Annotated in this window: 16 protein-coding genes; 6 read left to right on the top strand and 10 right to left on the bottom strand. The window is 70.2% G+C overall.

Translation table 11 applies throughout. The features are described 5' to 3' along the window. Window positions 1–82 precede the first annotated feature (82 nt). Both CP984_RS21790 and CP984_RS21785 read right to left on the bottom strand, forming a co-directional pair. Window positions 83–637 carry a NuoB/complex I 20 kDa subunit family protein gene (locus CP984_RS21790; RefSeq protein ID WP_003984245.1) on the bottom strand — a complete coding sequence of 185 codons (555 nt, stop codon included), beginning with the start codon at window positions 635–637 and terminating at the stop codon, window positions 83–85. A 9-nt stretch (window positions 638–646) separates the two neighbouring features. After that, entirely contained in the window at window positions 647–1,006 is a 360-nt protein-coding gene (locus tag CP984_RS21785) for an NADH-quinone oxidoreductase subunit A (protein WP_003984246.1), read from the bottom strand. A gap of 759 nt (window positions 1,007–1,765) precedes the next feature. Here CP984_RS21785 and CP984_RS21780 point away from each other — a divergent pair. The 3 genes from CP984_RS21780 to CP984_RS41360 all read left to right on the top strand — a co-directional run bounded on the left by CP984_RS21780 (window position 1,766) and on the right by CP984_RS41360 (window position 5,664). After that, window positions 1,766–2,584: a C40 family peptidase gene (locus CP984_RS21780; protein WP_003984247.1), complete on the top strand. Its 819-nt coding sequence runs from the start codon at window positions 1,766–1,768 to the stop codon at window positions 2,582–2,584. A 368-nt stretch (window positions 2,585–2,952) separates the two neighbouring features. Continuing rightward, on the top strand, window positions 2,953–4,101 hold the full coding sequence (locus CP984_RS21775) for a hypothetical protein (RefSeq protein ID WP_139679700.1): 1,149 nt from the start codon (window positions 2,953–2,955) through the stop codon (window positions 4,099–4,101). A 396-nt stretch (window positions 4,102–4,497) separates the two neighbouring features. Next, window positions 4,498–5,664 carry a helix-turn-helix domain-containing protein gene (locus tag CP984_RS41360; protein WP_157849557.1) on the top strand — a complete coding sequence of 389 codons (1,167 nt, stop codon included), beginning with the start codon at window positions 4,498–4,500 and terminating at the stop codon, window positions 5,662–5,664. Here CP984_RS41360 and CP984_RS21765 read toward each other — a convergent pair. Both CP984_RS21765 and CP984_RS21760 read right to left on the bottom strand, forming a co-directional pair. Beyond that, window positions 5,585–6,787, bottom strand: coding sequence for a DUF418 domain-containing protein (locus tag CP984_RS21765; protein WP_371280722.1), 1,203 nt, complete (start codon window positions 6,785–6,787; stop codon window positions 5,585–5,587). The two genes, CP984_RS41360 and CP984_RS21765, sit on opposite strands and share 80 nt — an antisense overlap. Window positions 6,788–6,977: 190 nt before the next feature. After that, window positions 6,978–8,297: a geranylgeranyl reductase family protein gene (locus CP984_RS21760; protein WP_003984252.1), complete on the bottom strand. Its 1,320-nt coding sequence runs from the start codon at window positions 8,295–8,297 to the stop codon at window positions 6,978–6,980. Window positions 8,298–8,398: 101 nt separating this feature from the next. Between CP984_RS21760 and CP984_RS21755 the strand changes: the two genes are divergently transcribed. Further along, on the top strand, window positions 8,399–8,956 hold the full coding sequence (locus tag CP984_RS21755) for a GNAT family N-acetyltransferase (protein ID WP_003984253.1): 558 nt from the start codon (window positions 8,399–8,401) through the stop codon (window positions 8,954–8,956). A gap of 48 nt (window positions 8,957–9,004) precedes the next feature. Here CP984_RS21755 and CP984_RS21750 read toward each other — a convergent pair whose 3' ends face one another. The 5 genes from CP984_RS21750 to CP984_RS21730 form a co-directional block, all read right to left on the bottom strand. Further along, the gene (locus tag CP984_RS21750) at window positions 9,005–9,703 is read right to left on the bottom strand and encodes a demethylmenaquinone methyltransferase (protein WP_003984254.1); all 699 of its coding nucleotides are present in this window, start codon (window positions 9,701–9,703) and stop codon (window positions 9,005–9,007) included. Window positions 9,704–9,934: 231 nt separating this feature from the next. Then, the gene (locus tag CP984_RS21745; RefSeq protein WP_003984255.1) at window positions 9,935–10,540 is read right to left on the bottom strand and encodes a Uma2 family endonuclease; all 606 of its coding nucleotides are present in this window, start codon (window positions 10,538–10,540) and stop codon (window positions 9,935–9,937) included. 120 nt (window positions 10,541–10,660) lie between these two features. Continuing rightward, window positions 10,661–11,206: an amidohydrolase family protein gene (locus CP984_RS21740; RefSeq protein WP_003984256.1), complete on the bottom strand. Its 546-nt coding sequence runs from the start codon at window positions 11,204–11,206 to the stop codon at window positions 10,661–10,663. Between the two features lie 7 nt (window positions 11,207–11,213). After that, window positions 11,214–12,413 carry a cyclic dehypoxanthinyl futalosine synthase gene (mqnC, locus tag CP984_RS21735; protein WP_003984257.1) on the bottom strand — a complete coding sequence of 400 codons (1,200 nt, stop codon included), beginning with the start codon at window positions 12,411–12,413 and terminating at the stop codon, window positions 11,214–11,216. Window positions 12,414–12,529: 116 nt separating this feature from the next. Further along, the gene (locus tag CP984_RS21730) at window positions 12,530–14,260 is read right to left on the bottom strand and encodes a serine/threonine-protein kinase (protein ID WP_003984258.1); all 1,731 of its coding nucleotides are present in this window, start codon (window positions 14,258–14,260) and stop codon (window positions 12,530–12,532) included. Between the two features lie 168 nt (window positions 14,261–14,428). Here CP984_RS21730 and CP984_RS21725 point away from each other — a divergent pair, with 168 nt between their 5' ends. Beyond that, the gene (locus tag CP984_RS21725; protein WP_003984259.1) at window positions 14,429–15,640 is read left to right on the top strand and encodes an alpha/beta hydrolase; all 1,212 of its coding nucleotides are present in this window, start codon (window positions 14,429–14,431) and stop codon (window positions 15,638–15,640) included. A 486-nt stretch (window positions 15,641–16,126) separates the two neighbouring features. Here CP984_RS21725 and CP984_RS21720 read toward each other — a convergent pair whose 3' ends face one another. Next, the gene (locus CP984_RS21720; RefSeq protein WP_078575528.1) at window positions 16,127–17,026 is read right to left on the bottom strand and encodes a menaquinone biosynthetic enzyme MqnA/MqnD family protein; all 900 of its coding nucleotides are present in this window, start codon (window positions 17,024–17,026) and stop codon (window positions 16,127–16,129) included. A 260-nt stretch (window positions 17,027–17,286) separates the two neighbouring features. Between CP984_RS21720 and CP984_RS21715 the strand changes: the two genes are divergently transcribed. Next, on the top strand, window positions 17,287–17,490 hold the full coding sequence (locus tag CP984_RS21715) for a cold-shock protein (protein WP_003984261.1): 204 nt from the start codon (window positions 17,287–17,289) through the stop codon (window positions 17,488–17,490). The last annotated feature ends 57 nt before the right edge of the window (window positions 17,491–17,547 follow it).

Below are 17,547 nucleotides of genomic sequence, written 5' to 3'. Positions count from 1 at the left end.
TTGGCCGCGCCGGCCGCGTTGACACCGCCAGTGCCGTTGGTGTCACCGCCGCCGGTCCCGCCGGTTCCCTTGGTGCCGTCGCTCACCGCAGCAGCCCCTTCATCTCGATCGTCGGGAGCGCCTTGAGCGCCGCTTCCTCCGCCTCGCGGGCCGCCTGCCGCTGGTTGACGCCGAGCTTGGAGCTCTGGATCTTCTGGTGCAGCTTGAGGATGGCGTCCATCAGCATTTCGGGACGCGGCGGGCAGCCGGGCAGGTAGATGTCCACCGGGACGATGTGGTCGACGCCCTGGACGATCGCGTAGTTGTTGAACATGCCGCCCGACGAGGCGCACACGCCCATCGAGATGACCCATTTCGGGTTCGGCATCTGGTCGTAGACCTGCCGCAGTACGGGCGCCATCTTCTGGCTCACCCGGCCGGCCACGATCATCAGGTCCGCCTGGCGCGGCGAGCCGCGGAAGACCTCCATGCCGAAGCGGGCGAGGTCGTAGCGCCCGGCGCCGGTCGTCATCATCTCGATGGCGCAGCAGGCGAGGCCGAAGGTGGCGGGGAAGACCGACGACTTGCGCACCCAGCCGGCGGCCTGTTCGACGGTGGAAAGCAGAAAGCCGCTGGGCAGCTTCTCTTCAAGTCCCATTGATGGCTCCTAATCCCATTCCAGGCCGCCCCGACGCCATACGTAGGCGTAGGCGACGAAGACGGTGAGCGCGAAGAGGAGCATCTCCACGAGCCCGAAAATCCCGAGCGCATCGAAGGTGACGGCCCAGGGATAAAGGAAGACGATCTCGATGTCGAAAATGATGAAGAGCATCGCCGTCAGGTAGTACTTGATCGGAAATCGACCGCCGCCGGCCGGCTGCGGCGTCGGCTCGATTCCGCATTCGTACGCCTCTAGCTTCGCCCGGTTGTAGCGCTTGGGCCCGACGAGCGTGGCCATCACGACAGAGAAGATCGCAAAGCCTGCCCCGAGGGCTCCCAGTACGAGGATGGGCGCATAAGCGTTCACCGTCCCCGCTCCCTTCAGTCGACGATGACTGGATGGCGGTCCGCCCGGCCCCGCGCACCGCCCCACGAAGATCGCGCCTATGTGAGGCAGTTCACAAGCCCGAGCCGCCTGCATCTTATGCCCGCTGGTCTGTGATCTGCGACACGGGGTGCGACAACGCCTTTGTGATCTCCACCACCTGACGGCCGGTCATCCTGTCCGATGAGCGCCGATCTTCGTACGGGCAGCGCGCGGATGATCACCAGAGGTGATATTTCGCGGCGTAACCCCTGGTCAGCGAGGGGTTGCCACTATCAAGTGGTACGGGATGCAAGCAAATTGGCGCCGGTCGCCGCCAACTGATAAGGCACCGCGGGCCACTGGGCGAGGGGCACCCCACCCGCTCCACCGTGACCACCCCGAGACCGTTGTGACCGTCCCGTGATCATCGGTACGTGCCCGCGTTCACGAGCACACCCGCCCCGGCGACATCACGGGTACATAACGGGCACTCAGGAGTGAGCTATCCCACGCGCCTCACGGTCTTGAACGCTTGACCCTCGGGAAGCCTTGGCATGGCGGATCAGTTGGTGGTAAGCGCCTCCGGGGCCCGCACCGGCCCGTAAATGCCATGCGCAGGAACATGATCACGAAATTCGGACAGGCCACCGCCCGGCTCGCGACCGGCGATTAGTCCCTTTTATTCACCGTGTACGCGTCAAGTGTGGTGCACGCCACCTTTGTTGGCAGCAACCTGTGGCTCCTGATAGCCGTGGTGCCATGTCCCCGAACGCAGCCATACCCAGCCACCGGAAGCCCCGCCGTTCCGCGTCCTCGCGGGCACTGCGCGCAGGGGTCACCGGTGGCATCATCACCCTGGCGGTGACCGGCGCGAGCATGCCGGCCGGCGCCGCGGAGAAGCCCGTCTCCGAGACCCAGGAAATGCCGACCATCACCTCGGCACTCAGCACCAGCCTGGCCAAGAGCGCGGACACCGCCCAGCAGATGGCACTCGACTACGAGCTGCAGGCCGCGCAGGACACCGCCACCACCCAGGCCACCGAGGCCGCCACCAAGGCGAAGGCCGACGCCGACCGCAAGGCCGAGGCCGAGAAGAAGGCCGAACAGGCCCGTAAGGCCAAGGAGGAGAAGGCCGCCCAGGAGCGCGCCTCCCGCTCCTCCGAGCGCACGTCGCTGCGCGCCATGTCCGCGTCGTCCGACGACTCCCCCGTCACCGGCGCGACCGGCAGCACCGCCTCCCTGGTCAGCTTCCTGCGCGCGCAGATCGGCAAGTCCTACGTGCTGGGCGCCTCCGGCCCGTCCGCGTACGACTGCTCCAGCCTGGTCCAGGCCGCTTACCGGACGATCGGCATCGACCTGCCGCGCACCTCGCAGCCGCAGTCCACCGCCGGCACCCAGGTCAGCATGAGCAACCTCCAGGTCGGGGACATCCTCTACTGGGGCAGCGCGGGCAGCGCGTACCACGTGGCCGTCTACGTCGGTAACGGCAACTTCATCGGTGCCCAGAACTCCAGCACCGGCATCGTGGAGAAGCCGCTGAGCTACAGCCAGCCGACCGGCGCGGTCCGCGTCCTGTAGGACCGCCCCCGCACAACGGCCGAGGGCCGCCGTTCCCACCGCTCGGGAACGGCGGCCCTCGTGCGTTGCGTCAGCAAACGAGGGAAAGATCCTTTTTCATGACGGGTGGCCGGTTCCGGTCGCATCGTCCATTCGAGTAAGCAACGCCCGTTCGGCACAACTACCGTAACGGCTCTGTACCAGTTGTACCTCTCGCCGTACTCATCCCTTCCGCCCCGTAATGCCGACACCCCTTATCCGAGGCATCGACGGCGGCTGAACGAGAGGAAGCGTTTGCTTACATGAGAAACCGCCGCGCTCATACTTTTCGGGCCGTCACCTGGTCGGTGACGGCGACCGCTCTTGTCTCCGCCCTCAGCCTGGGACCGGTGCACGCCACCGACCTCCCCTGCCCCCAGTCCAAGGGCAGGCAGAAGTCCGCCGATAGCTGCCCGACACCGTCCGCCGGCAAGCCCGCCGCCAAGAAACCCGCCGCGAAGAAGCCCGCCGCCAATAAGCAGGCTCCGCAGAAGCCGCGGCGCAAGAAGCAGGCTGCGAAGAAGCCGCGTCCGAAGAAGCAGGCCGTAAGGAAGCCGTCGGGCGGGCGGCCGGCAGGCTGCCCGCCGTGCCAGTCCGCGCTTGGGAAAACCGCGGCGAAGGAGCCCGCCGCGAAGAAGCAGATGCCGAGAAAGCCGCGGCCCAAGAAGGAGGCCGCGAAGAAGCCCCGTCCGAAGAAGCAGGCCGCCATGAAGCCGGGGGGCGGGCGGCCGGCGGCCTGTCCGCCGTGCCGGCCCGGTACGAAGAAGCCGCCTTCCCAGAAGCCGTCGACACAGCCGCCCTCCACGACGAAGCCGCCGGCCAAGAAGAAGCAGCTCAAGGCGGACCACGGCTGGAGCTGGCAAGGGCTCACCATCGACGCCGCCGACCTGCGCAAGGTCAATGTCTTCCTCGCGCGCGCCAAGAAGGCCGAACGCACCATCAGCCCCCAGGTGCGCAGTCTCGCCCGTAAGACCAAGGCCACCATGGTCGGTTTCAACGAGCGCAAACGGTCCCCGGAATCCATCAAGCGCTCGGTCGCGCGCGATATGCAGAACAACCCGTCCGAGACCATGGACGATGCCTTGGACAAGGTTTACAACTCGGTGCGCTACATCCTCCAGTGGCCGGACGCGTCGTATGTCAAGGGCGTCAAGGACAGCACCAAGATGCTGGCCAAGTGGAAGAACGCGAACCTGCGCTGGTCCAACACGTGGGCGCGCGCACGGGGATACAAGGGAATCAATACCGCCTGGCGGGCGAACAATTCGGGCCACCCGTACGAGCTTCAGTTCCACACGCCGAAGAGCCAGGCCGCCCAGAAACGCAGCTCGAAGCTGTACGAAGAGGCACACCACCCGCGCACGACCGGCAGCCGCCGGGCACAGCTCCAGAACCAGATGAACCGCAATTACGCCTCGGTGCCGTGCCCCGCGGGGGCCCAGTTGCTCAGCGCGCCGCGGCGGCGGGCGATGGTACGGCCGGGGGTGACCACGCTGTAGGCGAAGCCTCGCCGATCCCGCCGAAAGTCAGGGGTTTTTCGCTGACGTATCCCACCGGGTCGCGAATACCGCGACCCGGTGAGCGGCAGTACGGTGAGCGAGGGTGTGGTGAACGACGTTCCGGTGTATCGCGAGATCCTTAAAGAACCAGGGCAAGAACCTTCCAACCTCCCCCCCTTCCCCCCGATTTCCCTTTGTCACCTGATCAGGTGATGGGCTCGCATCGGGGGGCCGGAAGGCTGTACGTTCACGCCACAACCCAAAAATTGAACGGCCCCCGACGGGACTGCCATCCCATGTGTCGAGGGCCTATCAAGAGGAAGCGATCCCTTCCCCATGACTCGATCCGAGTCTAACGCGCGGCCCTGCCCGCCCGCTGCCGTGTCGCCCACCGGCGTGACCCACGTTCGGCACCGCCACGACACCCACTTCACCGTCGTCGGCAATCACCTCGCCCTCCACCCGACGCTCTCCGCCGTCGCCATCGGCCTCGCCGTACGCATCCAGGCCCTGGCCGACGGCGCCCACGTCAGCATCCGGGCGCTCTCCATGCAGCTGCCGGAGACGGAGTACCGGATCGCGCGGGCCCTGAAGGAGCTGGAGGTAGCGGGCTACTTGGAGCGCCGCCGCGAGCGCGCTCCCGGCCAGCGGATCGTCACCCGAACCACGTACTACGAGCACCCGGGCACGCGCCCGGAGCCGGGTACACAGCCGCTACCGACGCCCCGGCCGCCCGAGCCCGCGGGAGACAAGCCGCCCCCGGCCCCGCCGCAGGAGCCGCCACCCCAGGAGCCGCCGCCGGACGAACCTCCACCGGACGAGCCCCCACCGGACGAGCCCCCACCCGACGAGCCCCCACCGGACGACCCCCTACCGGACGAGCCACCGCCCGCGCCCCGCCCACAGCCTGTGGATACGCCGGAGCCCGCCCCGGAGCCCGCCCCCGAGCCCGGCCCCGGCCCCGAATCCGCACCCGATCCCCACCCCGAACACTCCCCCGCCCCGGCCCCCGCCCTCATCCCCACCCCCGCCACCGACCTCCTCGCCTCCCTCCGTCTCGTCGACGCGCGGCTGACGCTCTCCGTGCGCGATGTGAGCCGGCTGGCCCCGGCGGTGGTGGAATGGCTCGACCGTGGCGTACCGCCCGCGAACATCGTCCGTACGCTCGCCTCGGCCCTGCCCCTCGGCACCATCTTCCGCCCGGCCGCGCTCCTGGAGCACCGGCTCACCGAGTGGCTGCCGCCGCCGCTTCCCGTCCATCCCGTGGTGCCCGGCACATCGCCGGGGTCCGCCGGGCCCGCACCCGTCCGGGTGTGCTGCACAGGCTGCGACCGTCCCTTCGTGGACCCGGCCCCGCCCGGAAGCCAGGACCCGCCGGTGACGCGCTGCCGTGCCTGCCGTACGCAGCAGCCGGCGGCCGAGGAGGAACCTCCGGCGCCGCAGCGCCCGTCCGCGCTCCGCAACGTCCAGGCGCCCCACCACCTCAAGACCGGAGCAGCCGCTTCTGTACGGTCTCAAGCGGCCCGTGCTCGAAATGCCGCAGCCACAGCCGGGCCCCGGTGAACAGCACCACGCACACCACCGCCCACAGGCCCATCACCCACCACGGCCCGTGGTCCGCCCAGCGCGCGGCCAGGCCGAGGCCGATGCCGTAACAGGCCAGCATGCACAGCACGTTCTGGAGGACGTAGCAGGACAGCGCCGTACGGCCGATCGCGACGAGCCCCGCGGTGAGCGGGCCGGGCCGGCGCACACGGTCGACGATCAGGCCGATGAGGCCCACGTAGCCGATCGCGACGACGGGGGCCGCACCGTACCGGCCCAGCAGATAGAAGTCCGAACCGGCCACCGCTGTAAGGACGTTGAGCGGAAGGCCGATGCCCAGGCCCCAGACGCACATCCGCCGCCGGATGCGCCGCCCGTTCGCGTCCGCGGCGAAGGCGCCCGCGCGGAACAGCCGTACTCCGAGGTGGAAGAGGAAGACCAGCAGGGCGAACGAGACGACGGGCTCGATGCGCAGGCCGACCGCGTTGTGCAGACGGAACGCGATCTGCTCCGGATAACTGCCCTCGGCGTACAGCGCGACGGCCTCGGCACTGGCCCCGCCGCTCCCGTTGGAGGACCTGCCGAGCGCGGCGGCCGTCAGCAGCGCCAGCACCACCACGTGCACGCCGCCCGCCACCGCCATCAGCACCCGCTGCGTACGTGCCGTACGCGTCAACTGCCAGGCCACCAGGAGCGCGACGACCGCGTACCCCATCAGCACGTCCCACGCGAAGACGAGGACGAAGTGGACGGTGCCCTCGACGAAGAGGAACAGCGCCCGCCACTTGTAGCGGCCGGGCCATGTGCGGCCGCGCTTGGCGGCGGACCGGAACTGGATGGCGAGGCCGACGCCGAACAGCATCGTCAGCATCGACAGGAACTTGCCGTCCGCGAGGAACCGGAAGGCCCCCTCCGCCAGCCCCGACCACGACGAGTCGGACACCGACATGGCGGCGCCGCCCTTCAGGACGCCCGCTTCCGCGCCGGGCGCCGCGAAGATCCAGACGTTGGTCATCAACGTCCCGAGAATCGCGACACCGCGCAGCACATCCAGCAGGGGCAACCGCGCGGCCCCGCCCCCACCGGCCACAGGAGCCACCCGGGCCCCCGCCGCGACCTCCGCCGTCTTTGTCCCCGCCACGCCGTCTCCCACCGCCGGTGCCAGTTTCCCCACCATCGTCGGGGCGCGCAGCGGCCGCTTCTTCGTCCGCTACGACGAGAAGCGGCTGCGTACGGCTACATCCTTCGATGCAGCGGGGGTGGAGACAGGGGTGGAGCCGGGGATGGAGACGGGGGTGCGGTCGAAGACGCCGGCAGGGACGCGGACCGCGTCACGCCTTCGGCGCCACCTTGCTCAGACCGTTGATGATGCGGTCCATCGCGTCGCCGCCCGTGGGGTCGGTGAGGTTGGCGAGCATCTTGAGGGTGAAGCGCATCAGCAGGGGGTGGGTCAGACCGCGCTGGGTGGCGATCTTCATGACCTTGGGGTTGCCGATGAGCTTCACAAAGGCGCGGCCGAGCGAGTAGTAGCCCCCGTAGGTGTCCTTGAGGATCTTCGGGTAGCGCTGGAGGGCCAGCTCGCGCTGCGCGTACGTGGCGCGGGCGTGCGCCTGCACGATGACCTCGGCGGCGATCGCGCCGGACTCCATGGCGTACGCGATGCCCTCGCCGTTGAACGGGTTGACCAGGCCGCCCGCGTCACCGACGAGCAGCAGGCCCCTCGTGTAGTGCGGCTGGCGGTTGAAGGCCATGGGGAGGGCGGCGCCGCGGATCGGGCCGGTCATGTTCTCCGGGGTGTAGCCCCAGTCGGCGGGCATCGAGGCGCACCACGCCTTGAGGATCTCGCGCCAGTCCAGCTCCTTGAAGGAGGAGGACGTGTTCAGCACGCCGAGACCGACGTTGCTCGTACCGTCACCCATGCCGAAGATCCAGCCGTAGCCGGGCAGCAGCCGGTCCTGCGCGCCGCGGCGGTCCCACAGCTCCAGCCAGGATTCGAGGTAGTCGTCGTCGTGCCGGGGCGAGGTGAAGTACGTACGGACCGCGACGCCCATCGGGCGGTCCTCGCGGCGGTGCAGGCCCATCGCCAGCGAGAGGCGGGTGGAGTTGCCGTCCGCCGCGACCACGAGCGGGGCGTGGAAGGTGACCGGCGTCTTCTCCTCGCCCAGCTTCGCCTGGACGCCCTCGATACGGCCGGTCAGATCGTTGATGATGGGCGCGCCCACGTTGCAGCGCTCGTACAGGCGCGCGCCCGCCTTCTGCGCCTGGCGCGCGAGCTGCTCGTCGAAGTCGTCGCGCTTGCGGACCAGACCGTAGTCCGGGTACGACGCCAGATCCGGCCAGTCGAGCTGGAGGCGATTGCCGCCGCCGATGATGCGCAGACCCTTGTTGCGCAGCCAGCCCGCCTCCTCGGAGATGTCGATCCCCATGTTGATCAGCTGCTTGGTGGCGCGCGGGGTCAGCCCGTCGCCGCAGACCTTCTCACGCGGGAAAGCGGTCTTCTCCAGGAGGAGGACGTCCAGGCCGGACTTGGCGAGGTGGTACGCGGTCGCCGAGCCGGCCGGACCGGCCCCCACGACGATGACATCCGCGCGGTGCTCGGAGCGGGGGGTGGTCACGGACTCGCTCACGGACTCAGTCGCGGATTCGGTCACGGCGGGATCTCCCGGAAGTCGATATCTGGGTGCCGACCGGCACTGGGCCCCGTCAGTCTATGGGGGCACTGCTGATCAGGATCTGAAGGGTTGGTCGGTCCATGCACGAGCCACAGGCACAGCCGTTCCCGGCACCACGGCCGCCGTCCGCGGCGGGCTTCACGCTCCGGGTGCCGTCCGAGGAGGACGCACTGCACTGGCACCGGGTGTTCGCCCACCCGGACGTGATGGAGTTCTACGGCGGCACCCCCGCCGAACTGTCCGTCTACCAGGAACTGACCGCACGGCAGCGGCGGCACCACGCGGAACACGGGTTCTGCATGTACTCGATGATCGGTACGGGAGCCGGTGGCGAGGAGGCCGGCACCGTCCTCGGCTTCACCGGCGCGCAGCCGTGGCCGCGCGACTGGGGCCCGGTGGGCGAGATCGAGATCGGCTGGCGGCTGGGGCGGGCGCACTGGGGCAAGGGATACGCGACACAGGCGGCCCGCGCCGCGCTGGAGGCGGTACGGGCCGCGGGCGTACGGAGCGTGGTGGCGATGGTGGCGTCCGGGAACGAACGGTCCATCGCCGTGACGCGGCGGCTCGGCATGCGGCACGCGGAGACGTTCCGTACGCCGTCCGGGCAGGAAGGATTCTGCTTCCGGCTGGAACTGTGAGCAGGCGTACGGGTAAGGGGCCGGGCGCGGGCGCGCGGCCCGCCGCCCTCACACGCCCGGCTTCGTCCCCCGGTGCAGGGCGACGATGCCGCCCGTCAGATTGCGCCAGGCCACCTTCGACCAGCCCGCCCGCTGGAGGAGCGCGGCCAGCGCGGGCTGGTTGGGCCAGGACCGGATGGACTCGGCGAGGTACACATACGCGTCCGGGTTGCTGCTCACCGCACGCGCGACCGGCGGCAGCGCCCGCATCAGGTACTCCGTGTAGACCGTACGGAACGGCCCCCACGTCGGCTCGCTGAACTCGCAGATGACGACCCGGCCGCCCGGCTTGGTCACCCGGTACAGCTCGGCCAGCGCGGCGTCCGTGTCCTGCACGTTGCGCAGCCCGAAGGAGATGGTGACGGCGTCGAACACATCGTCCGCGAAGGGCAGCCGCATGCCGTCACCGGCCACGAACGGCATCCACGGGTGGCGCTTCTTGCCCTCCCGCAGCATGCCCACGGAGAAGTCACAGGGCACGACGTACGCGCCGGCGCGCGTGAAGGGCAGCGAGGAGGTACCCGTCCCGGCGGCAAGGTCGAGCACGCGCTCGGCGGGCCGCGCCGCCACGGCCCGGTCCACCTCCTTGCGCCACAGCCGCGACTGCCCGAGGGACAGCACATCGTTGGTCAGGTCGTAGCGCGCCGCCACGTCGTCGAACATCGCGGCGACATCCTGCGGCTGCTTGTCCAGGGAGGCTCGGGTCACTCGCCCATTGTCCCCCACGCCCCGAGAAGGCTTTGGACGGGGACGGCCCGATGCCCCCCTCAGAACATCCGGGCGGTCCAGCGGTGCTGCATCAGGTGCGAAGCATCGTGAGCGGCCGAATCGGCCGTCCCCGCGAGAAAGATCCTGCCGGGCGGTAGCCGGGGTTCCGGTTGCGTTGACGGGTCCCTGACGCGTTGGGCGGCGGCCTTCACGGGCCCTTGACGGCGGCCGTCACAGCTCCAGCAGACTCGCCAGGTCGATGCCGATGGGGAAGGGCCGGTCCGTCTCCAGTTTCTCGGTGTGGCGAGGGTGCTCGGGGGCGGGTACGTACTCGCCCACGTCGCGGCGCAGCCAGAACTCGTGCACCACCGGCTTGTCGTCCTCACCGTGCTCCACCCGCCAGAAGTACGGGATGCCCGCCTCGGCATACAGGAAGGGCTTGCTGCTCCGGTCCCGGACCTGGGACCCCGGCGAGACCACTTCCACCACGAGCTTCACGATGGAGGCGGGCGTAGCCCCCAACGGGGCGACGTCGATACCGCTCTTGTCGAAGACGACGACATCGGGCTTGACGGAGTTGTACGCGTCGAGCAGCAGGCTCCGCTCGGAATTGACGCCGTACGGATCGGGCTTGAGCTGCTTGAGGCGGAAGAACAGCTCGTCCCGCACCTGGTCGTGCCACCACTCCGCCATGCCCCGAACCACGACCGCTCCGTCCATGAGTTCCCAGTCGAAGGGCAGCTCCAAGTCCTTGACCTGGTCGTACGTCCACCGCCCGCCGGGCGGGCTCATCCAGGTCTCCGGAGTCGCCTTCTCCAGCCGCCGGTCAGTGCTCATCACTGCTCCCATGGACGCGAGTGTGGACGCGAGTGCGGATCACGGTCCTGAATACGACAGTACCGTCACACGAAGTGACGGGGGCGCTTCTCGGCGTTGACGGTGGGGCGGTGGGGGCGGTCAGCGTCCCCGGTGGACCAGTCGTCCGCCCAGGACCGTCACCAGGCACCGGCCGTCCTCCGTGAAGACCGCGAAGTCGGCGGGGGCGCCGGGCGCCAGGGGCCGTGGGGCCGAGCCGCCGCGCAGGCCCGAGCGGGCGACCGCGGTGCGGACGGCGGGGTGGGTGAAAGGGCCCGCGATCGACGTCGTGCCGGTGGCGAGCAGGCGCTGCACCCCTCTGCGGGCGCTGGCGCCCCAGCGGGTCTCGGTCATGCCGAGGGCGGTCAGCGCGTCGCCCGTCAGCGGGGCCGTGCCCAGGTCGCCGGCCTCGCGCGGGTCGGGGTGGTAGGCGGCCTCCAGGTAGGCCGTGCCGTGCGGTTCGTGGCGGCCGGGGGTCAGGACGCCGTCCCACTCGCGGACCCGGGCGCGCTCGCCGTAGCGCTCGTACAGCTCCTCGTACGGGCCGATCGCCTCGATGCGGTCACCGGAGACGACGACCGCGTGCCCGGGGACCGGGGCGCCGTCCGCAGCGCGGCGGACGGCGTGCACGCGGTGGATCGTCAGCACGGCGGGATCAGTTCGCTTCGACGAGCTTCAGCTCGGGGTGCGCCGTGCCGCCCTCGATCGCGGTGGACGAGATGTGGGAGGCCACGCGCTCGTCGACCGGGTCGTTGGCCGGGTCGTCGTGGACGACCAGGTGCTCGTACGTGGTCGTGCGCTGCGCCGGTACGCGGCCCGCCTTGCGGATCAGGTCGATGATCTCCTGGCGGTTGGAGCGGTGCTTGGCGCCGGCCGAGGAGACCACGTTCTCCTCCAGCATGATCGAGCCGAGGTCGTCCGCGCCGTAGTGCAGCGACAGCTGGCCGATCTCCTTGCCGGTGGTCAGCCAGGAGCCCTGGATGTGGGCGACGTTGTCGAGGAAGATCCGGGCGATCGCGATCATCCGCAGATACTCGAAGATCGTCGCCTGGGTGCGGCCCTTGAGGTGGTTGTTCTCGGGCTGGTAGGTGTACGGGATGAAGGCGCGGAAGCCGCCCGTACGGTCCTGAACGTCGCGGATCATGCGCAGGTGCTCGATGCGCTCGGCGTTGGTCTCGCCCGTACCCATGAGCATGGTGGACGTGGACTCGACGCCCAGCCTGTGCGCCGTCTCCATGATCTCCAGCCAGCGCTCGCCGGACTCCTTCAGCGGGGCGATGGCCTTGCGCGGGCGCTCCGGCAGCAGCTCGGCGCCGGCGCCGGCGAAGGAGTCCAGGCCCGCGGCGTGGATGCGGCGGATGGCGTCCTCGACGGTGGTCTTGGAGATGCGGGCCATGTGCTCGACCTCGGAGGCGCCGAGGGAGTGGATGACCAGCTGGGGGAACGCCTTCTTGATCGCGGAGAAGTGCTCTTCGTAGTACTCGACGCCGTAGTCCGGGTGGTGGCCGCCCTGGAACATGATCTGGGTGCCGCCCAGCTCCACGGTCTCCGCGCAGCGGCGCAGGATGTCGTCGAGGTCGCGGGTCCAGCCCTTGGCGGTGTCCTTGGGCGCGGCGTAGAACGCGCAGAACTTGCAGGCCGTCACGCACACGTTGGTGTAGTTGATGTTGCGCTCGATGATGTACGTCGCGATGTGCTCCGTACCCGCGTAACGGCGGCGGCGCACGGCGTCGGCGGCGGCGCCCAGCGCGTGCAGCGGCGCGGAGCGGTACAGGTCGAGCGCCTCCTCGGGCGTGATCCGCCCGCCCTCCGCGGCACGGTCGAGTACGGACTGAAGGTCGGCGTTCTCGGTCACCGGGCGTCCCTTCGGAGGCGGGCATAACGACCGAACCAGCGTACGCCAGCGGTCCGGCACCACTGGCGGCGGGCGGCGCGGGCGGCTCAGCCGCCGCCCCTCCGGGACGCGTCGGGTCAGCCGCCCGTCTTCTTCAGGGACGCGTGGGGGCGGCCGCCCGCCTCGTCGTCGGAGGCGAAGGCGAGCGTGCCGCCCTTGCCGAGCGTGTACGTGACGGCCGCCTCGGCCCCCGTGCAGCCGGGCCCCGGCTTGCCGTCCGTGCGTTCCCGGACGGTCAGCGCGGTGGCGGTGGCGGACACCAGCTCGGCCTTGGCCTCGCACCGGGCGATCAGGAAGTCGTACGTGGTGCGGACCACGTAGTCGCCCTTGGCGCCCGGGGTGATCGTGCTGGTGATGGTGCCGTTGGGGAGGTTGTGGCGGGTGACGACCGTGCCGGTCCAGGTGCCGAGGAACGGCTCGGGAACGGCCGACGCGTCGGGCCGGGTGTCCCCGGGCGCCGGGGACCGCCCGCTGCCGGGCGGCTTCGCGGCCGCGTCCCTGCCGCCGTCGCCGCCCTGCCCCGGCAGCAGCTGGAAGACGAACGCGGCGGTCGTCGCCGCGGCGAGCACACCGGCCACGGAAAGCACGAGCGTGCAGCTCAGCCTGCGACGGCCGGAGCCGTCGGCCCCGCCGCCGAGGACGCCGTTGAAGGTGAGGCGGCGTTCTTTGGAGGAGGGTGAGGCCGGTGACCCGGGTGGCCAAGGTGGCCCGAGCGGCTTCGGCGGCGGCGTCGGGATGCCGCCGGAGGGATGACCGATACGGGCGTCCGCCGAGGTGGCGGCCGGGACGTCGGCTACGGCGTCGAAGGGGACGAGGCCGGAGCCGTACGAGGGGTCCGGAGGCCCGAAGGCCCCCGCCACGTGGGACTCGTCCGGGCCCACGCCTACGCCCGGGCCCACGCCCGCGCTCGGAGCCACCCGCCCGTCCAGGTTCAGCAGTTCCACCGCCTGCCGGCTGACCCGCTCGACCAGCGGCGCAGGCAGCCATCCGGTGCCGCGCTCCGGAGCACCGCCCAGCCGCCGCACGATCTCCCCCGGCGCAGGCCGGTCCCCGGGGCGCTTCGCCAGGCAGGCCGCGGTCACCTCGCGCAGTTCGCCGGTGAGGGCGGCGCCCAGGTCGGGGTCCTCGTGGACGACCTTGTAGAGCAGGGCGGCCGAGCTGTCCCCGGTGAACGGGCCGGCCCCGGTGGCCGCGTACGCCAGTACCGCGCCGAGCGAGAACACGTCGCAGGCGCCGGTGACGTCCCTGCCCAGGATCTGCTCGGGTGCCATGTAGCCGGGCGAGCCGACCTGGACGCCGGTGGCGGTGAGCGCGGCGCCGCCGTCCATGGCGCGGGCGATGCCGAAGTCGATCAGCAGCGGGCCGTCGAGGGTGAGCATGACGTTGGACGGTTTGACGTCGCGGTGCACCAGGCCGTGGGTGTGTACGGCGGCCAGCGCCGCGGCCAGCCCGGCGCCCAGCGTCCGTACGGCGGACGCGTCCAGCGGGCCGAAGTCCTCGACGGCCCGGGTGAGCGAGGGCCCGGCGACGTAACCGGTGGCCACCCAGGGGACGGGGGCGTCCGGGTCGGCGTCCAGTACGGGCGCGGTCCAGGCGCCGCCGACCCGGCGCGCGGACTCCACCTCGCGCCGGAAGCGCGCCCGGAACCGATCGTCGGCGGCGAGCCGCGCGTGCACCGATTTCACCGCGACGGTCCGGCCGCCCGCGCTGCGTCCCAGGTAGACCCGCCCCATGCCGCCCGCGCCGAGCCGGCCCAGCAGCCGGTACGCACCGATGACGCGCGGATCGTCCGCCCCCAGCGGCTCCATCGCCTCGCCTCCCCCTCCCGGCCCGGATCCCGCACCAGCCTATGGGCCTATGACCCAGGTCATGCCGGGTCCGGTGAACCGGCACAACGGCTTTCGCCTCCAAAGAGGTGGAACGCCAGCAACAGTCCGACTTGTCCCGCGGGGCAGCTCACCGACCGGAGTACTTCCGTGCAGCATCATGCCGGGCAGCAGCCCTCGTACGGCTCCGCCGAGCCGCCCCCGTACGGCTCGGCGCAGCAGCCCTCGTACGGTTACGTCCAGCACGGGCCGGGGCCCGAAGGGCCTGACCGCCCCGACCGCTCCGGCCGGCGTTCCCGGCCGCGGCGGGCCCGCGCCGGGCGGCGCAAGCGGTTCCTGTGGATCGGCGCGGCCGTCGCCGTCCTCGGGCTGGCGTCCGTCCCCGTACTGAACGCCTTCGACGTCTTCTCCGACAACGGCGACCCGATGTCCTTCGACCGGACCGGCCCCGGCGGCGGCTCGGGCGACGCCGGAAAGGGCGGGTCCTCCGGTACGGGCGATCCCCGGGTACGGATGCCCACGGGCCCGCGCGCGGATTTCACGACGGCGAACACGCTGGACGACGGCACCAAGATCGGCGTGACCACGCTGCACGGGAAGAAGTCCGGCTTCACGGGCAGGGTCTGGGTCTGGGCCCCCAAGGAGTACTACGAGGAGAAGTACGCCAAGAGCGCCTTCCCGGTCCTCATCGCGCTGCCCGGCGGCCCCGGCTACCCGGTCAACTACTGGATGGGAACCGACCTGAAGCTGCAGAGCAGCATCAGCGAGTGGTCGAAGTCGGGCAAGAGCAAGCCGTTCATCGTCGTGATGCCGGTCCTGAACGCGGACAACAAGAACTACTACGACGGCAGCGACATCCCGGGGCAGCCGAAGATGGGCACCTGGATGTCCGACGACGTCCCCGACCTGGTCAAGGCCAACTTCCGCACCTTCGCCTCGCGGGACGGCTGGGCCTTCATGGGCTCGTCGTCCGGCGCCTTCGTGGGCCTCAAGCAGGTGCTCCAGCACCCCGACCGGTTCAAGGCCGTGATCGCCAGCGGCCCTGACCTGCGGCCGGACTCGCCGCTGTGGCGCGGCCACGAGAAGGAGATGCGGGCCAACGACCCCGAGCAGCTGGCCAAGAGCCTGATCGCCCGTCCCGGTGCGCCGGACGTGCACCTCGCCTTCCAGATCGGCACCAAGGAGGGCGGCCGGGCCAAGCTGGAATCCTTCATGAAGAAATACGGCAAGGGGCCGATCAAGACCCGCCTTCAGGTGATCGAAGGCGGCGGCCACAACGCCAGGGGGTACGTCCGGGGCATGGACGACGGAACCATGCAGTGGATCAGCAAGGTGATACCGGGCCCGACGCCCGCGCCGTGACGTGACATGACGCGATGTGGCGCGCGACCCGAGGCGCGCCGCGGAGCATTTCGTACGGCTTGCCGACGCTTGCCGATGCGTACGATTCGCACGCCTTGCCGACGCGTACGCCTTACGGACTTTCCCGCCGGGTTTCGACGGGCCCGAGAGACGCCCGCGCGGGATTGCCGCCCCTTTCCCAGGAGCTGGCCTGGGCCCCTGAGGCACCTGCGGGACTTCCCGAGGATTCCGTGCGGCCCTTTCGGCCGCCCTCGGTGAATTCCCGGTGTCTTCCCGGCGACTTTCCGCCGCCCCGTCCATGGCGTCCGTGCGACTTCCGCGCACTCGCGTACGACTTCCACACACCTTCCGCGCGGCTCCCGTACGCCCCCCGTACGACTTCCGCGCGCATCGGGAACACCTTCCCTATGCCGTCGGGACGCATCGATATGCCGACCGCATACCCGCACCCGGCCCGCCCGCGGAATTCGCCGCCGGAATCGGGCCTCAGGCCCGCGGGTGCTCCAGGAGGTCCACCCGCACATCCGCCGGATAACCGGTCGTTTCTCCCGTTCTGCGGGCGAATTCCGCCACACCGCGCAGCTGGTCGGGGCCGAAGCGGAAGTCCAGCGTCGTGAAGTAGCGCTCCAGCACCTGCTCGTCGAAGCTCTCCCAGCGCGCGGCCTGCTCGGCCACCTTGCCGACCTCCTCCAGCGACAGGTCGCGGGAGGCCAGGAACGCCTCGTGCACCTTGCGTACGACCAGCGGCTCGCGCTCCAGGTAGTCGCGCCGGGTCGCCCAGACGGCGAAGACGAACGGCAGACCCGTCCAGTCCTTCCACATCTGTCCCAGATCGTGCACCTGGAGGCCGAGCCGGGGCGCGTCGTGCAGGTTCGCGCGCAGCGCCGCGTCCCCGATCAGGACCGCGGCCTCCGCCTCCTGCATCATCAGGCCGAGATCGGGCGGGCAGGTGTAGTAGTCAGGGGTGACGCCGATCTTCTCGGCCAGCAGCAGTTGGGCCAGACGTACGGACGTACGGGAGGTCGAGCCGAGCGCGACCCGAGCCCCGTCCAGCTCTTCCAGGGGCTTTTGCGACACGATCACGCAGGACATGACCGGGCCGTCGCAGCCGACCGCCAGGTCGGGGAAGGCGACCAGGTCGTCGGCGGCCCGCAGGAACTCCACGAGGGTGACCGGGGCGATGTCGAGGTCGCCGCGCACCAGCTGTTCGCTGAGCTTTTCCGGGGTGTCCTTCGTGAGCTCCAGGTCGAGCAGGGTGCCCGTACGCGCGAGGCCCCAGTACAGGGGCATGCAGTTCAGAAACTGGATGTGGCCCACCCGCGGCCGGCTGCGACGGTGGTCGGCTGCGACTCCTGCGGATGCGTCTCCAACGGTTGAATTGTCCACATGCGGAGGCTAGACCCGGCACGCGCCGGACGGTGCGGCGGGGCCTCCTGTGGTTCCTCCCGGACCGGTCCACCGCGCGGGTAAACGTGATCTTTGGCTCTTCCGCCCTACAACCGCCCCGTGCTACGCTCAGCGCAAGTTGCAGTTTGGTTTCCCTTGCAGTACAGAGCCTGCGGAGCATGTGACGCCGCAGGCTTTTGTAGTTTTCAGACTTCTTGCAGGTTCTGGAGCAGGGCAACCCTTTGGCCCAAGGAGGGCTTATGGCTACCGGAACCGTGAAGTGGTTCAACGCTGAAAAGGGCTTCGGCTTCATCGCCCAGGACGGCGGCGGCCCGGATGTCTTCGTTCACTACTCTGCGATCAACGCCTCTGGCTTCCGCTCCCTGGAGGAGAACCAGCAGGTGAACTTCGACGTCACGCAGGGCCCGAAGGGCCCGCAGGCGGAGAACGTCACGCCGGTCTAAGTTGCCCGGTCCGACCGATCGCGGTTCGGCTTAGCAGTACCCAAGGAGCCCCGCCTC

The sequence above is a fragment of the Streptomyces rimosus genome, from assembly GCF_008704655.1.
Lineage (GTDB): Bacteria > Actinomycetota > Actinomycetes > Streptomycetales > Streptomycetaceae > Streptomyces > Streptomyces rimosus.
The sequence above is the reverse complement of the archived record's forward strand: the minus strand, read 5'-3'. Positions and strand labels throughout refer to the sequence as shown.